Annotated in this window: 14 protein-coding genes and 1 pseudogene; 3 read left to right on the top strand and 12 right to left on the bottom strand. The window is 71.2% G+C overall.

The features are described 5' to 3' along the window. The first annotated feature begins 24 nt into the window (after nucleotides 1–24). The gene (locus Ae505Ps2_RS29060) at nucleotides 25–582 is read left to right on the top strand and encodes a hypothetical protein (RefSeq protein ID WP_075313165.1); all 558 of its coding nucleotides are present in this window, start codon (nucleotides 25–27) and stop codon (nucleotides 580–582) included. A gap of 89 nt (nucleotides 583–671) precedes the next feature. Here the strand turns inward: Ae505Ps2_RS29060 and Ae505Ps2_RS29055 are convergent, their stop codons facing one another. The 9 genes from Ae505Ps2_RS29055 to Ae505Ps2_RS29020 all read right to left on the bottom strand — a co-directional run bounded on the left by Ae505Ps2_RS29055 (nucleotide 672) and on the right by Ae505Ps2_RS29020 (nucleotide 9147). After that, the gene (locus Ae505Ps2_RS29055) at nucleotides 672–1775 is read right to left on the bottom strand and encodes a hypothetical protein (protein ID WP_075554357.1); all 1104 of its coding nucleotides are present in this window, start codon (nucleotides 1773–1775) and stop codon (nucleotides 672–674) included. A gap of 135 nt (nucleotides 1776–1910) precedes the next feature. After that, nucleotides 1911–3728, bottom strand: a complete 1818-nt coding sequence (locus tag Ae505Ps2_RS29050) for a DNA cytosine methyltransferase (protein WP_075313161.1) — start codon at nucleotides 3726–3728, stop codon at nucleotides 1911–1913. 155 nt (nucleotides 3729–3883) lie between these two features. Then, entirely contained in the window at nucleotides 3884–4555 is a 672-nt protein-coding gene (locus Ae505Ps2_RS29045; protein ID WP_139319113.1) for a hypothetical protein, read from the bottom strand. A gap of 503 nt (nucleotides 4556–5058) precedes the next feature. Further along, nucleotides 5059–5226 carry a hypothetical protein gene (locus Ae505Ps2_RS32280; protein ID WP_158071635.1) on the bottom strand — a complete coding sequence of 56 codons (168 nt, stop codon included), beginning with the start codon at nucleotides 5224–5226 and terminating at the stop codon, nucleotides 5059–5061. Between the two features lie 89 nt (nucleotides 5227–5315). After that, on the bottom strand, nucleotides 5316–6515 hold the full coding sequence (locus Ae505Ps2_RS29040; protein ID WP_158071634.1) for a bifunctional DNA primase/polymerase: 1200 nt from the start codon (nucleotides 6513–6515) through the stop codon (nucleotides 5316–5318). 140 nt (nucleotides 6516–6655) lie between these two features. After that, nucleotides 6656–7072 carry a hypothetical protein gene (locus Ae505Ps2_RS32275; RefSeq protein ID WP_075313155.1) on the bottom strand — a complete coding sequence of 139 codons (417 nt, stop codon included), beginning with the start codon at nucleotides 7070–7072 and terminating at the stop codon, nucleotides 6656–6658. 337 nt (nucleotides 7073–7409) lie between these two features. Further along, nucleotides 7410–7658: a WhiB family transcriptional regulator gene (locus Ae505Ps2_RS29030; RefSeq protein ID WP_075313154.1), complete on the bottom strand. Its 249-nt coding sequence runs from the start codon at nucleotides 7656–7658 to the stop codon at nucleotides 7410–7412. Between the two features lie 133 nt (nucleotides 7659–7791). Next, complete coding sequence (locus Ae505Ps2_RS29025) at nucleotides 7792–8436, bottom strand: hypothetical protein (RefSeq protein ID WP_075554356.1); 645 nt, start codon at nucleotides 8434–8436, stop codon at nucleotides 7792–7794. A 147-nt stretch (nucleotides 8437–8583) separates the two neighbouring features. Then, nucleotides 8584–9147: an Rv3235 family protein gene (locus Ae505Ps2_RS29020; protein WP_075313152.1), complete on the bottom strand. Its 564-nt coding sequence runs from the start codon at nucleotides 9145–9147 to the stop codon at nucleotides 8584–8586. 504 nt (nucleotides 9148–9651) lie between these two features. Here Ae505Ps2_RS29020 and Ae505Ps2_RS29015 point away from each other — a divergent pair. Further along, nucleotides 9652–10380 carry a hypothetical protein gene (locus tag Ae505Ps2_RS29015; RefSeq protein WP_075313151.1) on the top strand — a complete coding sequence of 243 codons (729 nt, stop codon included), beginning with the start codon at nucleotides 9652–9654 and terminating at the stop codon, nucleotides 10378–10380. 38 nt (nucleotides 10381–10418) lie between these two features. Here Ae505Ps2_RS29015 and Ae505Ps2_RS29010 read toward each other — a convergent pair whose 3' ends face one another. The 3 genes from Ae505Ps2_RS29010 to Ae505Ps2_RS29000 form a co-directional block, all read right to left on the bottom strand. Then, nucleotides 10419–11822 (bottom strand): helicase-related protein, encoded by a 1404-nt coding sequence (locus Ae505Ps2_RS29010; protein ID WP_075313150.1) that lies wholly within the window; start codon nucleotides 11820–11822, stop codon nucleotides 10419–10421. 75 nt (nucleotides 11823–11897) lie between these two features. Then, nucleotides 11898–15326 (bottom strand): hypothetical protein, encoded by a 3429-nt coding sequence (locus Ae505Ps2_RS29005; protein WP_075313149.1) that lies wholly within the window; start codon nucleotides 15324–15326, stop codon nucleotides 11898–11900. Between the two features lie 158 nt (nucleotides 15327–15484). Further along, nucleotides 15485–15892 (bottom strand): hypothetical protein, encoded by a 408-nt coding sequence (locus Ae505Ps2_RS29000; protein ID WP_075313148.1) that lies wholly within the window; start codon nucleotides 15890–15892, stop codon nucleotides 15485–15487. Between the two features lie 542 nt (nucleotides 15893–16434). On the opposite strand from Ae505Ps2_RS29000, the pseudogene Ae505Ps2_RS28995 reads away from it, so the two are divergent. Continuing rightward, a pseudogene (locus tag Ae505Ps2_RS28995) lies at nucleotides 16435–16822 on the top strand (IS5/IS1182 family transposase); the annotation flags it as partial.

Raw genomic sequence — 16822 nt, 5'->3', positions numbered from 1 at the left:
TAGAGAACGAGAAGGGAGATCGCCATGGGATCTCGGACCCGGCGCCGCCCCGAAGGTCGAGCTGCGCGCCACGCCCTGGCTCAGCTCACGGAGGCGCGGGACGCAGTCGACGCCCGGCTGGAGGATCGCCGTCGTCGCGAGAACGTCCTGCTGGAGCGCTACGCGGCGACCCTCGCTGAACAGCAGCGGGTCGAGGACGAGCTGACCGCCGGCCTCGGACGCCTGGCCAGGCTGCGTGCCGACACGGACCAGCAGCTCGCCGCGATCGAGGCCGACCGTGGCGACGTCCTCGTCGGGCTCAACGCCGAGGGGCGGAGCGCTGAGGATCTCGCCCAGATCGCCGGCCTCCCGCTGAAGCGAGTCCGAACGATCCTGCGCAGCAAGAAGCAGCCCGCGGACGGCGTCGCGACCAGCGACGACAGCGAGCGCACCCAAGCACCGGCCCCGCGGCCGGCGGGCGAGGATGACGGCGGAGTGCCCGTCGTGGGGCCCGACGCGCCGGTCCCGACCGAGCCGGACGAGCTGGCGGAAGGCCCCTCCACGGAGTCCGCTCCGGAGTACGCGGGGGACACACAGGGGTGACCTCCGGGCGCCGCTGCGGGCTCCCGAGTGCAGGTCCATCAGTGCTGGTCGGGGCCGCGGCGACGCGTCCCTGGTGGTCCCGGCTCCGGCTACGGGCTGAAGACGTCGTCCGGGAAGGGCGGCTTCCGTTCGGCATGAGCCGCGGTCTGGCACAAGCGACGGAACTGCTGCACCCCGGCCAGTGGGTCGGTGTCGCCGAAGGCGGCCGCGGTGAGGCTCTGCAGGTCCCATCGGACGAGCAGGCCCTGCCGGGCCAGGACGAGTCCGACGTGCTGGATCCCCCACCGATCGGAGACGTCGAGCCAGGCGTATCCGAGGACTTGCTGGAGCCATGCTCGGACGCGTCGCGGTTGGGCCGCATGGGCGCTCACCTTGACGTCGAGCAGCGTGGTTCCGACCAGCAGGTCGGCATCGGCGAAATGGGGGATGAGGGTCGGCGAGGCGTACCCGATCCCGGCCGCCTCGGGTGGCCGCTCCGCTCCCCACGCCAGAAGCGTAGGGAGGTTCTCGCTGGTCGCGAGCGCGCGGACGAGCGCAGCAGCCTCGTGAGCGCTGCCGTCGGGGACGGCTGCGCGGAGGGTCTCGGTCGTCACGGGTCCGCGGTGCGCGAGAGCGCTCAGGGCGCGCGGGCTGTGACCGCTCCGGTAAGCGGCCTCGGCCAGGGCCCACACGCCGTAGGACCGCGCCAGGGCTCTTTCGGCTCCGGCAGTCCCCACCTGCCCGCAGGGAGCGTGCTCGTGATGGAACAGGTGGCCTCGGTTGGCCAGATCGGGGAAGACGCTGTCGCCCCAGGGGGGATCGGTGCTGGTCGCGGCCGGTGCGGGGACCTGGAGCCACTCTCGCGGGGAGGGGTGGAGCGTGTGGGCCACTGTCGCGACCTCGTCGGGCAGCTCGCGGTGCGTCGGGAAGGACAGGGCGATGCGGGCTGCGGCACCTGGGGAGACGAGTTGGCCGGCCAGTAGTCCCTGCAGCGCGGCGTAGGGAGGCGCGGGCTGGACCAGGGCCGCCAGCCGGGCGTCGACGATGCCGCCGACGAGCTGGCTGTCCGCACCTGGCGTCGGTCCCGAGAGGGTTGTCTGCGGAGCCCTCGCGGCTGCCCGTGCCACGTCTCGGGCGACCTGGTCGAGGCCTGTGAGTCGTTGCCGGCACCAGGTGGCGAGGGTCCCGGTGCGGAGTGCTGTCGTGAGCGGCACGGCGACGTCCTCCTCTCCCGGGTCGGCCTCTCTGGTTCTGCACTCTCCACGGTCTGGCATCGAAGGATGCATCGGCCGTGGCGACACCCGGGCGGCGGAGCCCGGTGGTGGTCGGTCACCACCGGGCGCCGCGGATCAGGCGGCGCTGGGCACGGGGGACTCGACCGGCGTGCCGCGGATCGCCTCGACGACGGCGGCCACCAGGTCGCGGGCGACGGGCGGGGTCACTGCGTTGCCCGCCATCCGCACCTGGTGTCGCTTGGTCCCGAGCAGGACGTAGTGCGGAGCGAAGGCCATGCCCTCCTTGATCTCACCTGGGCTCAGCATCCGGAACAGGCAGTCCTCGACGTCGAGGCCGGCCGCTCCGGCCATCAGAGCGTCGCCTTCGACCGTCGTCTGGGTGGCGAGTGGACTGGTCGCTGCCGCCCGGATGCGGCCGGTGTCGTAGGCGTAGAGCATCTCCGGGCTCCAGACCAGGGACTGGTGACCGGCGCTCGTGATGGTGCGCGCAGGCTCGCTGGTCGGGGTGCTCATCTCGGCTCCGCCGCTGTTGTTCCGCATCAGCAGTCCGTGGTGGGTCCCGCTGGCGGCGAAGGTGTCGAGGGGCTCGATCACGCGCTTCGTGCGGTTCGTGCCCCGCAGCGGCACGACCACGACGCCCTCGGTGTCGCGGGTGGTGCGGGCACGCAGCGGCCGGTCGGTCGGCTGGGCGACGTCGTTCCACGTGCCTCCGGCCGGGACGAGCAGTCCGGTCTCGTTGCGGGCCGTCTGCACCCTGAGCGGGCGGTCGGCGGGCAGCGCCACCTTGCCGTCCCGCCCCTCCGCCGGGATCAGGAGCGCTGACGGCGACGCGGTGGGGCTGGGCGCGCGCAGCCCGTCGAGGGGCATCGGCGGTGCGGCGATGGCGCGGTGCTCGGTGGTGGTCAGCGTGCGCAGGGGCTCCTCGACCGGCCAGGCCCGCACCCCGGGCCGACGCTCGAAGGTGTTGCCCGCTGCCTCCAGCGCGATCGGGCCGTAGTAGCGGCGCAGCCCTGCGGCGATGCGCGCCATCGTCTTCGGTGCGAGAGGCCGCTTGCGGTCACCGATCCGCTGCCCCGGCGAGGACCAGTCGATGATGGCCGCGGCCGGGAGGACGTAGGGCTGGACGACGTCGTTGCGGCAGCTCACGCGCGGGCAACGGAAGACGTACTGGGCGCCGTAGGAGCCGTGGGGCCGGTCGAAGTTCTTGGGCGCTCGCAGGGCCGTCACGACCTCGCCGCAGGTCGGGCACCAGGCCTGCGGCCGGGTCCAGCGGTCGAAATCCGGGCGGTTGTAGCGCCGCTGCCAGAAGACCACGTAGACGCGGTCCCGCAGCTGGGGGGCCGGGGCACCGAGCTGGTGCGCGAAGGCCGAGTTGAGGGTCAGGACCTGGTAGTCGTAATCGAGCTTCCGCATGCGGGCGATCCACTTCGGGAAGTGGACCCACTTGAGCAGCGCGGGGACGTTCTCGACGATCACGGCTCGGTAGCGGTGGTGCTCGGCGAACCGGGGCACGTCGTGCATCAGGGCGCGGGAGCGCTCGCCGGCGTCGAGAGGCAGGGGCGGTTCGTCGGTGGCGTCGTCGTCGACGAGCAGGTCGAACAGGCTGGGCTCGGTCTCGGGCTGGGCGAAGGTCTGCTTTTCGCCGCGTGCCGGACTGAAGAAGGTGCAACTGGGCGAGGCCCACAGGAAGTCGGTGCCGGGGAACCGGCTCGGATCGGCCCTCGCGATGTCGATGACGTCGTGCCCCGCGTCGGGCATGTTCCGGTTGTGGGTCTCGACCGCGAGATCCCAGTGGTTGACCGCCATGACGCTTCTGACCCCGGGGACCTGCTCCGCCCCGAAGGAAGATCCCCCTCCGCCACAGAAGAGGTCGGTCAGGCTGAACTCGCAGTCGTCGTAGGCACTTGGAACTGGTGTTCTGCGCAGCACCATTGGCATGGGGTTCTCCGTTCGGCTCTGGGTGAGCGGTTCAAGCTGTCAATCTCTCCCCGCATTTATCACTATACCATGTTTGGCGGTAGTCTACTGGTAGCCGAACGTTTACAAATTCCCCCATGGTGTCGATTCCCGAGCGGCTCCGCCGCTCTTCATGGGGCTTCTGTTGATTTCTTTCCTTTTCGCGACCACGAACGCTTATCTGCGTAGTCCCAGACCCGTCGACGTCGCCAGAATCGTCGCTGCCGGCCGGCGGGCGTCTCCTCGACCTCGTCCGGCTCGATGAACTGGTCGCGACCAACGTAGCTGTTCACGGTCGCGGCGCTGGCCAGACCCAGCACGTGCGCGACCTGGGCGCTGCTGAGCAGCTCGTCGGGGTCGCCGGTCCGGTCGACGGGGGTCAGCCCGCTCTTGAGCTGGTCCTTGTGCCCTCGGTACCAGTCCTGCCACAGCTCGAGGTCGACGTAGCGGCGGCCGTCGCGCCGTATCCCGGGCGGATGGCCGTTCGCCTGGCGCCCGGCGTACCAGCGGTTCAGAGTCGCCTCCGGCTTACCGCTCAGGCGGGCGAGCTCGGTGACGGTCGCCAGGATCCGTCCGTTGACCTCCCGGCGGTCGGCGCCGTACGCGGTGCGCCACCGCCGCCATTCGCGCTCGTCGACGTGCCACTGGCCGTCGACCTCGAGCCCCTCGGGGTGGCCGTTGCGATGCCGGTCGCGCCACCACTTGTAGAGGGTGTGCTCGCGCTCTCCGGTGCGTGCCGCCAGCTCCGAGCGGGAGATCAGCTGGTCTGGCACATCCGGGCTGCCATGGTCCTCGCCCCTCACCGGGGTGAGCGTAGGTAGGGCCGCCCGATGCCGCGGGCGGCGGGTTGTGACAGGCGCCCGTCGACGTCCACGGGCAGCCGGTTCGACTACTCTGCGCATCACTGCTCCCGTTTGATGGGGTCCTTCGGTTCCCGGGTGGACGGAGCACAGGCGGCCGGGGGTCGCTGTCAACCCCGCTCCGGCGGGGACCCGCAAGGGTCGGTCCCCGGTTCGCCGACCACCCATTCCGCCGCTCTGGTGTGGGCGTCAGCCGGCCACGCCACCCGCCCTTCAGTCCCGGGCGCGAGTCCCGTGGCCCCGCCTGAGCTGACAACGGGCACCCGGTCACAGGTCGTCCACCGGTGGGCGAACCCGGTGGTCGAGCTCGCACGCGCTCGCGGTGGTGTCGACCTGCTCGTCGTCGACCTCGGCGCGCGCGGCCCACCACGCCGCTGGGCGACGGAGGCGATCACCGCGATCACCGGCAGACGCAGCCGCCGAAACCATCGCGGCGTCTCGCCCGCTCAGGACAGGACTGCCGTGCCGACGGCGACGAAGGTCGACACCAGCGCGGCGGCGACCGCAGCGACCACGAAGAGCCCTGCGAGTGCCGGGATGCGGGCGACGGCGGCGACCAGTGCGAACAGTGCCGCTGCGCCGCAGGCGATGATCCAAACCAGTGCTGGTTCCATGGGGTGCTTCCTGTCGTGTCGGTGAGGGCCGGCTCGGCCCATGTCGGCGGGTTGAGGGCGCGATCCGAGCGGCGCGGTGCTCGCGCTGGCTAGTGCCCGACTCCGTGCCGGTGCTCGTGGTGTCGTTCGCGGCCGAGCCGCTCGTCCCGGTGGTGCCCGGATTCCGGGGTGGGGCGGTCCGTCCGTGCGCCGCGCAGTCGTTCGATGTCGTGGGCCAGACCTCGGCCCGCACGGGTCACCGCGGCCGCGGTGTGGCGAGCGTGTTGGTCGCCCTCCTGGTCGGCGGCGGTGCGCCCGGCTCGCTCACGGTTCGCGTACCGCGGGCGCCTGGCGCCGTAGGCGAGTCCGTCGCTGATGGTCTGCTCCGCCTCGGACTCGGTGAAGTCGTCGACTCCGATGTGCGTCTGGACGGCCGCGCGGAGGGTCGCGCTGGCCTCCTCGGCGGAGATGACGTTGCCGCCGACGTAGTTGCCCAGCTTGAGCGCGGCGGTCAGCACGGCGTGGTGACGGCCGCCCGGCTGTGCTTCCTCGATGCGTTGGGCCTCGCCTTCGAGGATGCTGCGGACGTAGCGCTCCTGGCGGTTGCCGGTGAGCTCGAGCCGCGGCCGCGGGACGCGGGCGATCTCCGGCTCGGGCGGTGGGGCGAGCAGGCTGCTGATCCACGTGGGCAGCTCGGCGGGCGGGCCGGGCCGCTCGAACTGGTAGCGCCCCTCGGGGCGGACCGAGCCAGGCGCGACGACGTACCCGCCCTCACCTCGCGTGTCGATCTTCCAGCCGAGACGGGTCTGGGAGCTGTTGCGCAGCGCGCTGTCATTGCGGAAGTACAGGTGCCCTCCGCCGGTGGGGGTGGACACCGTCAGGGTCTGGTCGGGCATGCGTTCACCGGCGCGACGCGCGAGCATCTGCAGGACGTCGCGGCCGTTGCGGGCACCCTCGAACTCCTCGGGTGCGGTCGCCCCGTGGCCCTCGTCGAGGTCGATCACCAGGAGCTTCGACGGGCCGCAGGCGATGCCGACGTTGTAGGGCTTGGTGCTCCACCAGCGCCCGATCTGGTCGGGGTCGGTGGTGGCGCGCTGTTCCCAGCCGAGGTGCCCCTCCGGGCCGCTGCAGGGGCCGGTCCGCTTGCAGGTGCGCTTGGCGTGGAAGATCGGCTTCTTGCCGTCGACCTGGAGCGGGAAGACGTGGTAGCCGGCTTGCGCGGCGCCCAGCGCAACCTCTCGCATCTCATGTCGAGTGGCCGGGCGGGTCTGTCGTTCGACGGGATCGCCGGTGGTGTGCGGATCGCTCATGGCACTCTCCGGTTCTGGTGGCGTGGGAACGCTGTCATCGCTCCGCACTTCGTCCACTATACCATAAAATTGGCTGACGGAGCCTCTGACCTGCGTCTTTCTCGGCGATTGGACCGGGAGTAGTGGTACGGGCGCCGCTGTCACGCGCGATCGACGGCGATGAGTACGCGGGTCCGTAGGTCGGGTGCTTCGATGATCTCGGCCCAGGCGACCCAGTCCGGGAAGGCCCGGGCCAGCATCGGGCGGTGCACGGCGGGAACGGCGGCGACCAGCTCGCAGAGCACCCGGCCCCAGGGTGTGGGGGCGATCCCGCCGGGCAGGCCGTGGACGCTCAGCATCGTCTGCAGTGCGTACTGGGCGTCTTCTTCGAGGTCGTGGCATTCCGCGTCGCGGATGAGCAGCTCGACAACGCGTGCGAGCGGCGGTTCTCCGCCCGGGTCGAGACAGTGCAGGGCCGCAGCGAGGTGTCTGGCCTGCTCCCGGCGCGGCTTGCACTGCCAGTGGTCGGTGTCGATCTCGGCGAGTAGGGCGGCAAGCTCGTCGACGGACGGGGTCATGGTCTGCTCCTCTGGTGACGGGTGTGGATCGGTGGCGGTCGGCCGCGGGGGCGGGGTGCCTCTGACAGCACCCCGCCCCGGGATCACGTGTCCGTGAGGACGCTGCGCGGGACCGCGGCCACAGAGGCCGCGTGGTGGTCGCCCCACCGGGCTCCGCAGATCCCGCGACGGCAGTGCGCCGCGGTGGGCGCGATCCCAGCTTCGTGCGGGCCCGGCTCGCCACAGCTCGGGCATGGGTCGAGCAGGTCGGCCCGGAGCGAGTCGTCTGCGGCAGCCGGGGGCCGCCCCGTGCCTGTCTCGGCGAGCGGCCCGGGTGCGCGGTGCTCGCTGGCCCGGTTCATGCGGTGGCCAGTCGCCGGCGGCCGGACCGCTTCAGTGCGCGACGCTCGCCCTCGTCCTGGCCACCCCACACTCCGGTGTCCTCTCCCGCGGTGAGGGCGTAGTCCAGGCAGGCCTTCTGGACGGGGCAGCGGCGGCAGACGGCCTTGGCCTTGTCGATCTGCTGCTTGGCCGGTCCGTCGCTTCCGACGGGGAAGAAGAGCTCGGGGTTCTCGCGGCGGCATGCCGCCTCGACTCGCCAGTCCATCGTGGGGCCCCTTCGATCGGTTTCGGGTGGCCGGTCGGCGCTGTCATCGCCTCCCGACACGATTCACTATACCATGTATGCCAGCGGATGCGGGTTCTTCGTGCGACTGTTCTTGCTGGTCGAGACCCCTTGTTCAGCGGGTTCTGGGGGTGCGTCGGCCGGCCCGTCCGGGCCTGGTGCGACTGTCGGCGAATGCCCAGATCGTGCGGCGGTGGTAGTGCTGTCGGCCGTGGGGGTCTGTCCAGTCGGGGCGGGGGAAGTAGCCCGGGTTTCGAGCGAGGTAGCTACGGATGACTGACGCGTCGGCGTAGCCGAGCACGGCGGCGGCCTGGTCGAGGGTCAGGAGATCGGCGCCGCTCCCGCTGCGGTCCACTGCTGTGAGGCTGGCCCTCTTGGCGGCCTCGTGCTGCTGCCACCAGGCGTCCATCTCGTCGAGGGACCAGTAAAGATGGCGGCCGTCGCGGCGGGCCGGGCGGGGGTGGCCGGTGGCGTCGCGGTCGCTGTAGAGGTTGGCGAGGTGCTGGGGCGAGACACGGAGCCGTCGCGCGAGGGCCGTACGGGTCAGCAGAGTCTCCCCGTCGTGGTCCAGTCGGGCCGGGGGAGGGGCGGTGAGCTGGTCGACGAAGGTCCGCATCGCCTGTTCGTCCCACCACTGTCGTCGGCCCTGCTGCCACGCCACCGCCGGGTGGCCGTTCGTCGCCCGGTGACGCCACCAGCGTTCTGCGGTCGCGCGGCCGACACCGAAGGTCGCGCAGATGCCGGGGCGGGACAGCAGCACGCGGTCGTCGACGACGACCCGCAGCAGCGGGGGGGGGGGCGCTCGGGCTCGCGGGGGCCGTTGCCCTATCCCTGCTCATCCGGCTTCTCCCTCCCGACGGGGACGCTCCCCGACAGAGGCTGCCGGGGAGCGTCGTACTGCCTGCGATCAGAGCACTGCGAGGTAGACCAGCCGCCAGCCGCCGATGATCTCGGGGGAGTGCACCGCCCCGTCGAGCTGGATCCGGGCGGTGAGCGCTCGTGGACGCCGGTCGTGCCCGACGAGGACGAGCGCGGTGAGCTCTCCGACGCCCTCGACGGGCTGGCTCACGTGGCTGCTCAGGACGCGGCCGATGCCCCGGCGGCCGCCGCCGCGGAGCAGGAACCCTCGCCCCTGCAGGTACTTCAGGACCTCGGAGTCCGCGAAAGGAGCAAGCTGCGCGGCCGGGCGTCGCCCGGCCAGCACCTCGGCGGCGAGCCGCAGCATGTCGCCTGCGACGCGTGTGAGGTCGGGATCGCGGACGATGTCGGTGACGACCGGGATGCCCCAGTCGGTGTCCTCGAACTCGCCGTAGCCGAGCTGGTCGATCCCGGCGACGACGGCGTACTGGGCGGCGATGTGGTCTACCCGCCGCATCTGGCGAACGGTGACCTCGTCACCCAGCAGGACGCGCTGGTACTCGCTGTTCAGGACGTAGCTGGACTTCTCTGCCTGTCGGACCCTCTTGCTCACGGGCACTCCTTCGGTTCGGGGGTGGCGTTGCTCGGGCTGTCAATCCCTCGCAACGTTTACTAATTTACAGCGTCTAGCTTGCCGTGTCAAGATCCAAACGGCTCTGACCTGCGTTTTGCTTGGGGGACTCTCCGAGTGAGGCCGGGTCCAGGGCGGCGCCCTGGCCCCCCGGGAGGGGGCGGCCCGAAGGGTCGATCTGACTTGGGTGAGGACCAGACCTGGCCTCTGGAGGGTGGGGGTCTCTCCTCGCGTCGGCAGGACGGCGCTCTGCCCGAGGTTCTGTGGAGCTGCCAGGCTCGCCGCAGGCGACCGCGGAGCGGCCGGAGCGCAGCGGAGGGCCTGGCGGCGGAGCAGGTTCTCGGGCACCGTCCTGATGCCGACGCGAGGAGAGACCCCCACCCGGCTCGCCGGCGGGACTCACCCCCGGCCCCCACAGCCGAAGCTGTCCCCACACGAACGGCCTAGTGCGTTGATGGTCGTTCCTGTGCGGCACAGGCTGGGCCCATGACGGAGAACCTCTGGGCCGCGCCGGCTCCCGGCGCCCCCTTCACCTCTCGTTCGCTGGCGCACCTGCAGCTCGCCGAGACCGCGCGGGAGCTGTCGGACTGGGCTCGTCATCTGGTGCCGGCCGGGCGCCGCCCGGATCAGGCCTACGACGGCACCCTGGTCACCGATGCCGCCGCGCTCGTCGAGCTCGCCGGGCACGTGCTCACTGCCGCGGTGCTGGTCGAGCGGCACGACGGCTGTGGCTGGGGCGCGATCGCCGAGGTCCTCGACGTCGCGGAGGCCGACGTCCGACAGCGCTGGGAGCCCATCACCGATGTCTGGAGCCAGGAACAGCCGGGCTGCTCACCCCACGCCGCAGCGCAAGAGGCGTCGAGGGCAGAGCAGCTGCGCACCCTGGACGCGTGGGTGGTCCGGCATCGCGACCCTGGCGACCCCGATCACGGTCCGGCGCCGGTGTCCGCGGTCCTGGAGCGGCAGCACCCCTTGCTGGAGCTGGTGCACCTGCAGGGGCTCGACCGGCTCCGGTCTGAGGAGTTCGGTGCGGCCTCGGCCGAGCGGCGTGCTGTGCTGGAGCGGCTGATCCACGTGCACCAGACGCTCGTCGACCGTGCGGGCACCGATGAGGAGGACCGCCAGGAGCATCGTGCCGAGGTCACCCGGCTGCAGCGCCTTCTCGGGGACCTGGGAGCCGCGAGCGGGGATGGGGGGACCTGCTCCGGCGTGTGAGTGGTGGACGGTGACCGGTCCCCGGCCGGGTGTCGCGGTCACTGGTGTAGCCCGCGTGCAGTCTGTCCCTGACCTGCGGCTTGCTGCTGTGGTGGCGACGGGCTGATCGCTGCTTCCGGCGGCGATGCTGAGCTGCGGTCCCTCCAGGCGTGGCGGGCAGCTTCCAGTTCCTCGGCCGTCGCAGCGCGCGGGGCCGTCGCGGTGTCGGGTCCGTCGCTCCGATCGGTCGTGGGCTGCTGCGCCGGCACCACCTCGGCTTCCGGGCGCTGCTCGTTGGCCTCCTCGATCATCTGCGTGGCGATTGCCTCTGCTGTGGCTCGGGCGCTGGCGAGCTGGTCGGCGTGGGGGAAGGGCTGGTCGAGCCCGGCCCGGGCCTGTTCGGCTTCGCGGCCGGCCAGGCGGCGCTGTTCCTGGAGGGTCTCGGCGAGCTTGTCGAGACCGCCGAGCTTGTTCTCCAGCCGCTGCATCAGGCCGGTGGGGTCGCCGTCGAGGAACTGGGACCGTTCGATGGTGAAGGTCCCGCGGGGCACGTCGACGAGGGTCAGCTCGGCGACGATGTCGTCCCCGGCCGGGCGGACGGCGGCGGTGACGGTGAGCCCGCCGATCTCGACGACGGGGCGGGCGTCGGTGGGGGCGCTGTAGCGGTTGGCCCGGGTCAGCGCGGGACGGAGCAGGTCCTGCAACGAGCGGCCGGCGTCACTTCGTGAGGTGTACGGGTGGCCCCAGACCTCGGCACGGAAGGCCTCGCCGCGTGTGGTGGTGCGGCGCGAGACGGCGGCTTCGACCTGGCGGAGTTCCTCGGTGATCTCCTCCCCGGCGCGCTCGGCCGCACGGACGGTGCGCAGCAGGTGGTCGTTGTTGCGGTAGTGGGCGCGTTCGAGGCGTTCGAGTCGGTTGACGTCGGAGTCGGCCTTGGCCTTCTCCATGACGCGGGGGTCGCCGGTGGCGAGTGCCTTGACCTCGTCGTAGGACAGTGCGGCGTCGCCGATGTCCTCGATCTCGCGGACGTCGAGGCGGCCGCGCATCATCTGCGCGATGAACATCGCCTTCCTGGTGACGGTCTGCCAGGAGTAGGCGTCGAAGCTGCCCTCGGTGACGTAGCGGAGGATCTCGACCTCGGGGTTCTGGTTGCGCTGGCGGATGATGCGGCCCTCGCGCTGGGCGATGTCGGCGGGTCGCCAGGGGCAATCGAGGTGGTGCAGCGCGCGGGCGCGGGTCTGGACGTTCGTCCCGACGCCCATCCGCTGGGTGGACCCGATGAGCACGGCGATCTGTCCCGAGCGGGCGGCGCGGAACATCGCCGCCTTGGCCGCGTCGTTGTTGGCCTCGTGCATGAAGCGCACGCTGCCCTCGGGCAGCCCCCGCTCGTGGAGCTTGGTGCGCAGGTCGTCGTAGACGCTGAACCGGCCCTCGTCGTTGGGGACGCCCAGGTCGCAGAACACGAGCTGGAGCGCGCCGGGGGTCGGATGGGGCTGCTGGGTGTCGGGGTGGAGGTAGGTGGTGTCGCGGTGGTCGCGTCAGATCCGGGCGATGCGGTCGGCGGCGATGTCGAGCTTGGTGACCTCGTCGGTGTCCGCCCCGACGAGCCGGAGGTCCAGGGCTGCGGCCCGCCCCTCGCCGGTGATCGTCAGCATGTTCTCCTTGCCTCGTTCTGCGCCGCCGCTGCGGAGCAGCTCGGCTCGACGGACGAGGTCGGTGACGACGTCCTCGAGTGCGGCGGAGCCCGGGACGACCACGGCTTCGGCGGTGCGACGGCCGCCGTCGTTGGCCTTGAGCGCGGGCACTGGGAGGTCGAGGTCCTCGGCGGTCTTGACGTCGGCCGAGACGTGCCACATGCGGAGCAGCTCGGGGACGTTCTTGAACTTGGCGAACCGGGATTTCATGCGGGGCTTGCCACCGTCGGGGGCGAGCTCGATGCCGGTGACGACCTCGCCGAAGGTGGCGGCCCAGGAGTCGAAGTCCTCGATGCCGGCCTCCTGGAGGAGGTCCGGGCGCAGGTAGCGCTGCATGACGTGCGCTTCGCTGACGCTGTTGGCGATCGGTGTCGCGGTGGCGAGCACCCCGACTCGGCCTCCGTGGCGCTCGCGCAGGTACTCCAGCTTCATGTGCAGGTCGGTGGCCCGGTCGGCGCCGGGCACCGCGGCGTCGGGGATGTTCGACAGGGTGCGCAGGTTCTTGAAGTCGTGGGCCTCGTCGATGGCCAGCCAGTCGATGCCGGTCTGTTCGAACGTGAGGCCGGGGTCCTTGATCTTGTCGAGCTTCTCGCGCAGTCGCTCCTCGGCGCGGGCGAGGATGCCCTCCATCCGCTTGACGTTGAGGGAACGCTCGCCACTGGCCTTCAGGTCCTCGAGCCAGGCACGGACTCGGGCCGATTCCCGCTCCTCGTAGCGGGTCTGGGTCTCCACGCTCATGGGCAGCTTGGTGAACGCGGACCGGGTGAGGATGATCGCGTCCCAGTCGCCGGTGGCGGCTCGGGCGACGAAGTCCCGGCGGCGTTGGGCGGAGAGGTCGTCCTTGCCGGCGGGCAGGATGTTGGCTCGGGGGTAGAGGGCCAGGAACTCGGCCGAGAACTGGTCGAGCATGTGGTTCGGCACGACGATGGCCGGTTTGCGGACCATGCCGAGGCGCTTGAGCTCCATCGCTCCGGCGATCATCTCGACCGTCTTGCCGGCGCCGACCTCGTGGAACAGCCCGACGGCGGGCTCGGAGATCATCCGGGCGATCGCGGCCCGTTGGTGCGGGCGTAGCGGGGGGAAGGTCTCGGCGACGCCGGGCAGGGTGAGCTCGTTGCCGTCGTAGGAGCGCAGCACGATGGCGTTGAATCGCTCGTTGTAGACGCGGGCCAGGTGCTCGGCGCGCTGCGGGTCCTCCCAGACCCACTCGCTGAAGCGGGCGTCCAGGGCGGTCATCTTCTCCTGGGCGGCCAGGGTCTCGGTGGTGTTGAGCCAGCGCCGGCCTTCGTCGTCCTCGTCGTAGACGCGCACGGAGCGCTGCTCGAGTGCCGCTTCGGCGAGATCGGGTGCTGCACGGCGGGTCGTGCCCCAGGTCGAGGTCGCAGCGACGCTGGTGCCGGTGCCCTGGACCTTCCAGATGTTGCCGCCGGCGTGCTCGACCCGCAGGCGTGGGTCCTCGAGGGTCTCGCGCAGGAACTGCTGCACGTGCTCGGCGGAGATCCAGGGTGCGCCGAGTCGGGCGTGGATCTCGGCCGGGCCGAGGTCGCTGGGGATGATCGGGCGGAGGGCGTCGACGTTGCGCTGGAAGTGGGCGTCCGCGGCGGCCGCGGTCTCGGCTGCGGCGAGCTTGGCGCGGACGTTGCCGGACAGGTACTCCGCCGCGACGACCAGGCGCCCGGGTTCGGTGGCGGTGCCGGTCGCATCAGCGCGCGGCGGCTGCTCGAACACCAGGTCGCCGAGGCGGTCCCGTACCTCTGCGGGGTCGGTCTGCAGGAGTGCGGCGATGTGGTTGGTGTTCACCGCGCCGTAGGTGTCCAGGCAGATGGCCAGGGCTTCGGCGGGGGTCTCTGCGCTGGTGCGCGGTCGTCGCGGCGCGACGACGCGTTCGGTGAAGATGGCCGCACGGCTCGCTTGCCCGGTCGACTCGTCGTAGTCCTCCAGCGCGCGGACGACGGGGGAGTAGGGGTCGGCCCGGAAGCCGCCCTGGGGCGGGTGCTGCTTGGCGAGGATGTCCTCCCCGGTCTCGGCGTGCTGTCGGCCGGTCCGGCGCCAGGTGAAGCGGCGGAGGGGGCCGAACGTCTCGACGTAGGCGGCGTAGCGCTGACCGAGCTCCTCCCGCAGCCCGGCGATCTCGGCGGTGTCGTCCGCGGTGGCGGCCTCGGCGTCGAGCAGGGCCTGGGTGGTGTCTCGCAGCCCGATGAGGGCGCGCAGCTCGGTCTGCTGCGTACGAGGCACGGGGTACTCGACCACCGCCCCGTCCTGGATGCGGGTGAAGGTTCCGTCGGGGGTCGTCTGCAGGAGCCCTTCCTGCTGCGCCTCGGCGCCGTTGGCGAGGGTGATGACCGGGTCGGTGGTGCCGGGGTGGCCGGCGTGCGTGTAGCCGAGCCCGCTCATGGAGGCCTGCTGGACGATCTGGCCGAGGGCGGCGGCCAGTGTGGTGTCGGTGAGGTCGCCGACGACCTGCAGCTCGTCGTGGCGGTAGGCGCCGTGCCCGAGCTGGGGGGTGCCGAGAACCATCTCGGGGTTCTGCTGGAAGTAGCGGTTGACCGCGATCTCCCCCTGGTCCCCGATCCTCATCGGGCTGGTGTCGAGCCAGCGGTCGTCGGCCGGGGCCGCACCGGGCTCGCGGCGGCGCAGGACGAGCAGGTCGGTCACGACAGCGGTGCCGGCGGCGCGCTGGTGGGCCTTGCTCGGCAGCCGGACCGCACCGACGAGGTCGGCATGCTCCCCGATCGCGAGACGGGCGCTCGGGTTCTCGGAATCGAGGGTGTATCGGCTGGTCAGGGCGAGGACGAGCCCGCCCGGGTGGGTCAGGTGCACGGACTTGAGCAGGAAGTAGTTGTGAATGCTGTGGGCTCCGGCGTTGTGCACCGGGTCGGCCGGGGCGACCTTCGCGAACGGCACGTTGCCGATGACCAGGTCGAACGTGCCCTCGGGTGCCCGGGTCTGCACGAAGGACTCGCTTCGGATGGTGGCGTGCGGTTGCAGGGCCTGGGCGATGGCTGCGGTGGTCGGCTCCACCTCGACGCCGACCATCCGGGCGTTCTCGGGTGCGAGCGCGAGGAACGTTCCCGCCCCGCACCCGGGCTCGAGCACCGCCCCGCCGGCGAACCCGAGGTCCTCGGCTGCTTGCCACATCGCCTTGGCGATGGTCAGGTCGGTGTAGTGGGCGTTCAGGGTGCTCCGTCGTGCAGCACTGAACTCGGTCTCGCTGAGCAGGTCGCGCAACTCGCGACGGGCCCAGGCGAACTCCTCACGCTGCGGGTCGAACACCCGGGGGACTGCTCCCCACCCGGACCAGCGGGCGAGAGTGGCCTGCTCCTCCGCGTTCGCCGGCCGCTGCGCCCGTTCTACGTGGCGCAGCGCACGCAGCGCGGCCAGGTTCGCCTCGATCCGCGCTCGTTCGCCGGAGGGAGCGAGGTCGTCCTGCGTCAGTGGTCGGAACCGCGGCGCAGCGTCTCCTGCGCCTGCCGCTCCTCCTGGACGATCTGCTGGTACTCCGGATCCTCGGGACTCACGACGAGCGGCAGCGTCGAGCTCGTCGCCGGCGCCGCGGTCGGCTCTTCCGGGTCGATCTCCGACTCCGGGGCCAGACGAACCCGTTCCTGCAGCACGATCACCTCGGCGCGCATCCGCGCCCCTCTCATGCGACCGACCCTGTCGAGGTAGCTCTCCTGCTCCGGATCCGGGCCCTCCAGCTCCAGGGCCAGCGAGTCGATCTCCTTCGACACCTCCTCGCCCAGGTCCTGGAAGAACTGGGTCGGGTTCGGGATTGCTCGGTACCGGTCCGGCAGCCACCGGGCCCAGTACTGATGGGCCATCGCTCCGTAGTCCGTCATCTCGCGCCTCGCTGCTGTGGCTCGCCGCCGCTGTCCCCGGTTCGTCGGTCGAGGGTACGGCTTCCGGGAGTTGTGTCGTTGGACCGTCGACGGCTGGACTTTGCGCTTCGTCGCCGCCCTCTGAGGCGCCCGACAGAAGGTCGTCAAAGGAAAGCTGATTCTCTGGGTCGCTTCGTCGGCTGCGGCGGGCCATCACAGCACCCCGATAGTGTCGGAAAACAATGCCGCAATGACACGCGCCGAACTACCGCGAAAACCGCGCTCAGGATCTGCGAAGACGCACTTCCATCGTGCGCGACACCACCCTCGCAGTCGTGTCTACAACTCCATAACCCCAGGTTACGCGGTCCGAAGACTGGATTCCACAGATTGCTCCGTCTTTTATACTGGATCGCCCTTTGTGACCCCCACTGAGGTGTTCTCAGTAGCGGGGTGGCAGGTCGTGGCGACACGCCGAGGGTGGTGAGATGAGCGGGAACGGGGCAGGACCCCGGTAGATCGGTTCGGTCCAGCACAGATCGACACCGTCACCGAGGTCCTGCATGTCTGATCCTGTCACCTACACCGCTGTCCTCCCGATCGGGGAGCGCACCGTGGCCTATCTGGCGCGGCTCCTGGTCCTTCAACGCCGTCGACGTGGCACCCGGCGGCGGGCGTTGACCCCGTTCGCCCAGGCAGTGCTGGTGATCCGCTGGTTCTGTGATGCTACCCGGGTCCGATGTTCGGCCGGTGACAACGCGATCAGCACTGCAACGGCCTACCGTTACCTGCACGAAGGCATCGACGTCCTCGCCGCGGCCGCACCCGGCCTGCACGGAGCCCTGCTCGCCGCCCGCACAGCCGGGCACACCCACGTGAATCTCGACGGCACCCTGATCGCCACCGACCGGTGCCGCGCGCTCGGCCTCACCCCCGGGGTCGACCTGTGGT

The sequence above is a fragment of the Pseudonocardia sp. Ae505_Ps2 genome (genome assembly GCF_001932425.1).
Lineage (GTDB): Bacteria > Actinomycetota > Actinomycetes > Mycobacteriales > Pseudonocardiaceae > Pseudonocardia.
This window is presented reverse-complemented; position numbering and strand designations above follow the sequence as displayed.

Coding starts and splice junctions, on each gene's coding strand:
- Ae505Ps2_RS29060 (WP_075313165.1), top strand. CDS start 25: ATGGGATCTCGGACCCGGCGCCGCCCCGAAGGTCGAGCTGCGCGCCAC.
- Ae505Ps2_RS29050 (WP_075313161.1), bottom strand. CDS start 3,728: ATGGTGCTGCGCAGAACACCAGTTCCAAGTGCCTACGACGACTGCGAG.
- Ae505Ps2_RS32280 (WP_158071635.1), bottom strand. CDS start 5,226: ATGGAACCAGCACTGGTTTGGATCATCGCCTGCGGCGCAGCGGCACTG.
- Ae505Ps2_RS29040 (WP_158071634.1), bottom strand. CDS start 6,515: ATGAGCGATCCGCACACCACCGGCGATCCCGTCGAACGACAGACCCGC.
- Ae505Ps2_RS32275 (WP_075313155.1), bottom strand. CDS start 7,072: ATGACCCCGTCCGTCGACGAGCTTGCCGCCCTACTCGCCGAGATCGAC.
- Ae505Ps2_RS29030 (WP_075313154.1), bottom strand. CDS start 7,658: ATGGACTGGCGAGTCGAGGCGGCATGCCGCCGCGAGAACCCCGAGCTC.
- Ae505Ps2_RS29015 (WP_075313151.1), top strand. CDS start 9,652: ATGACGGAGAACCTCTGGGCCGCGCCGGCTCCCGGCGCCCCCTTCACC.
- Ae505Ps2_RS29000 (WP_075313148.1), bottom strand. CDS start 15,892: ATGACGGACTACGGAGCGATGGCCCATCAGTACTGGGCCCGGTGGCTG.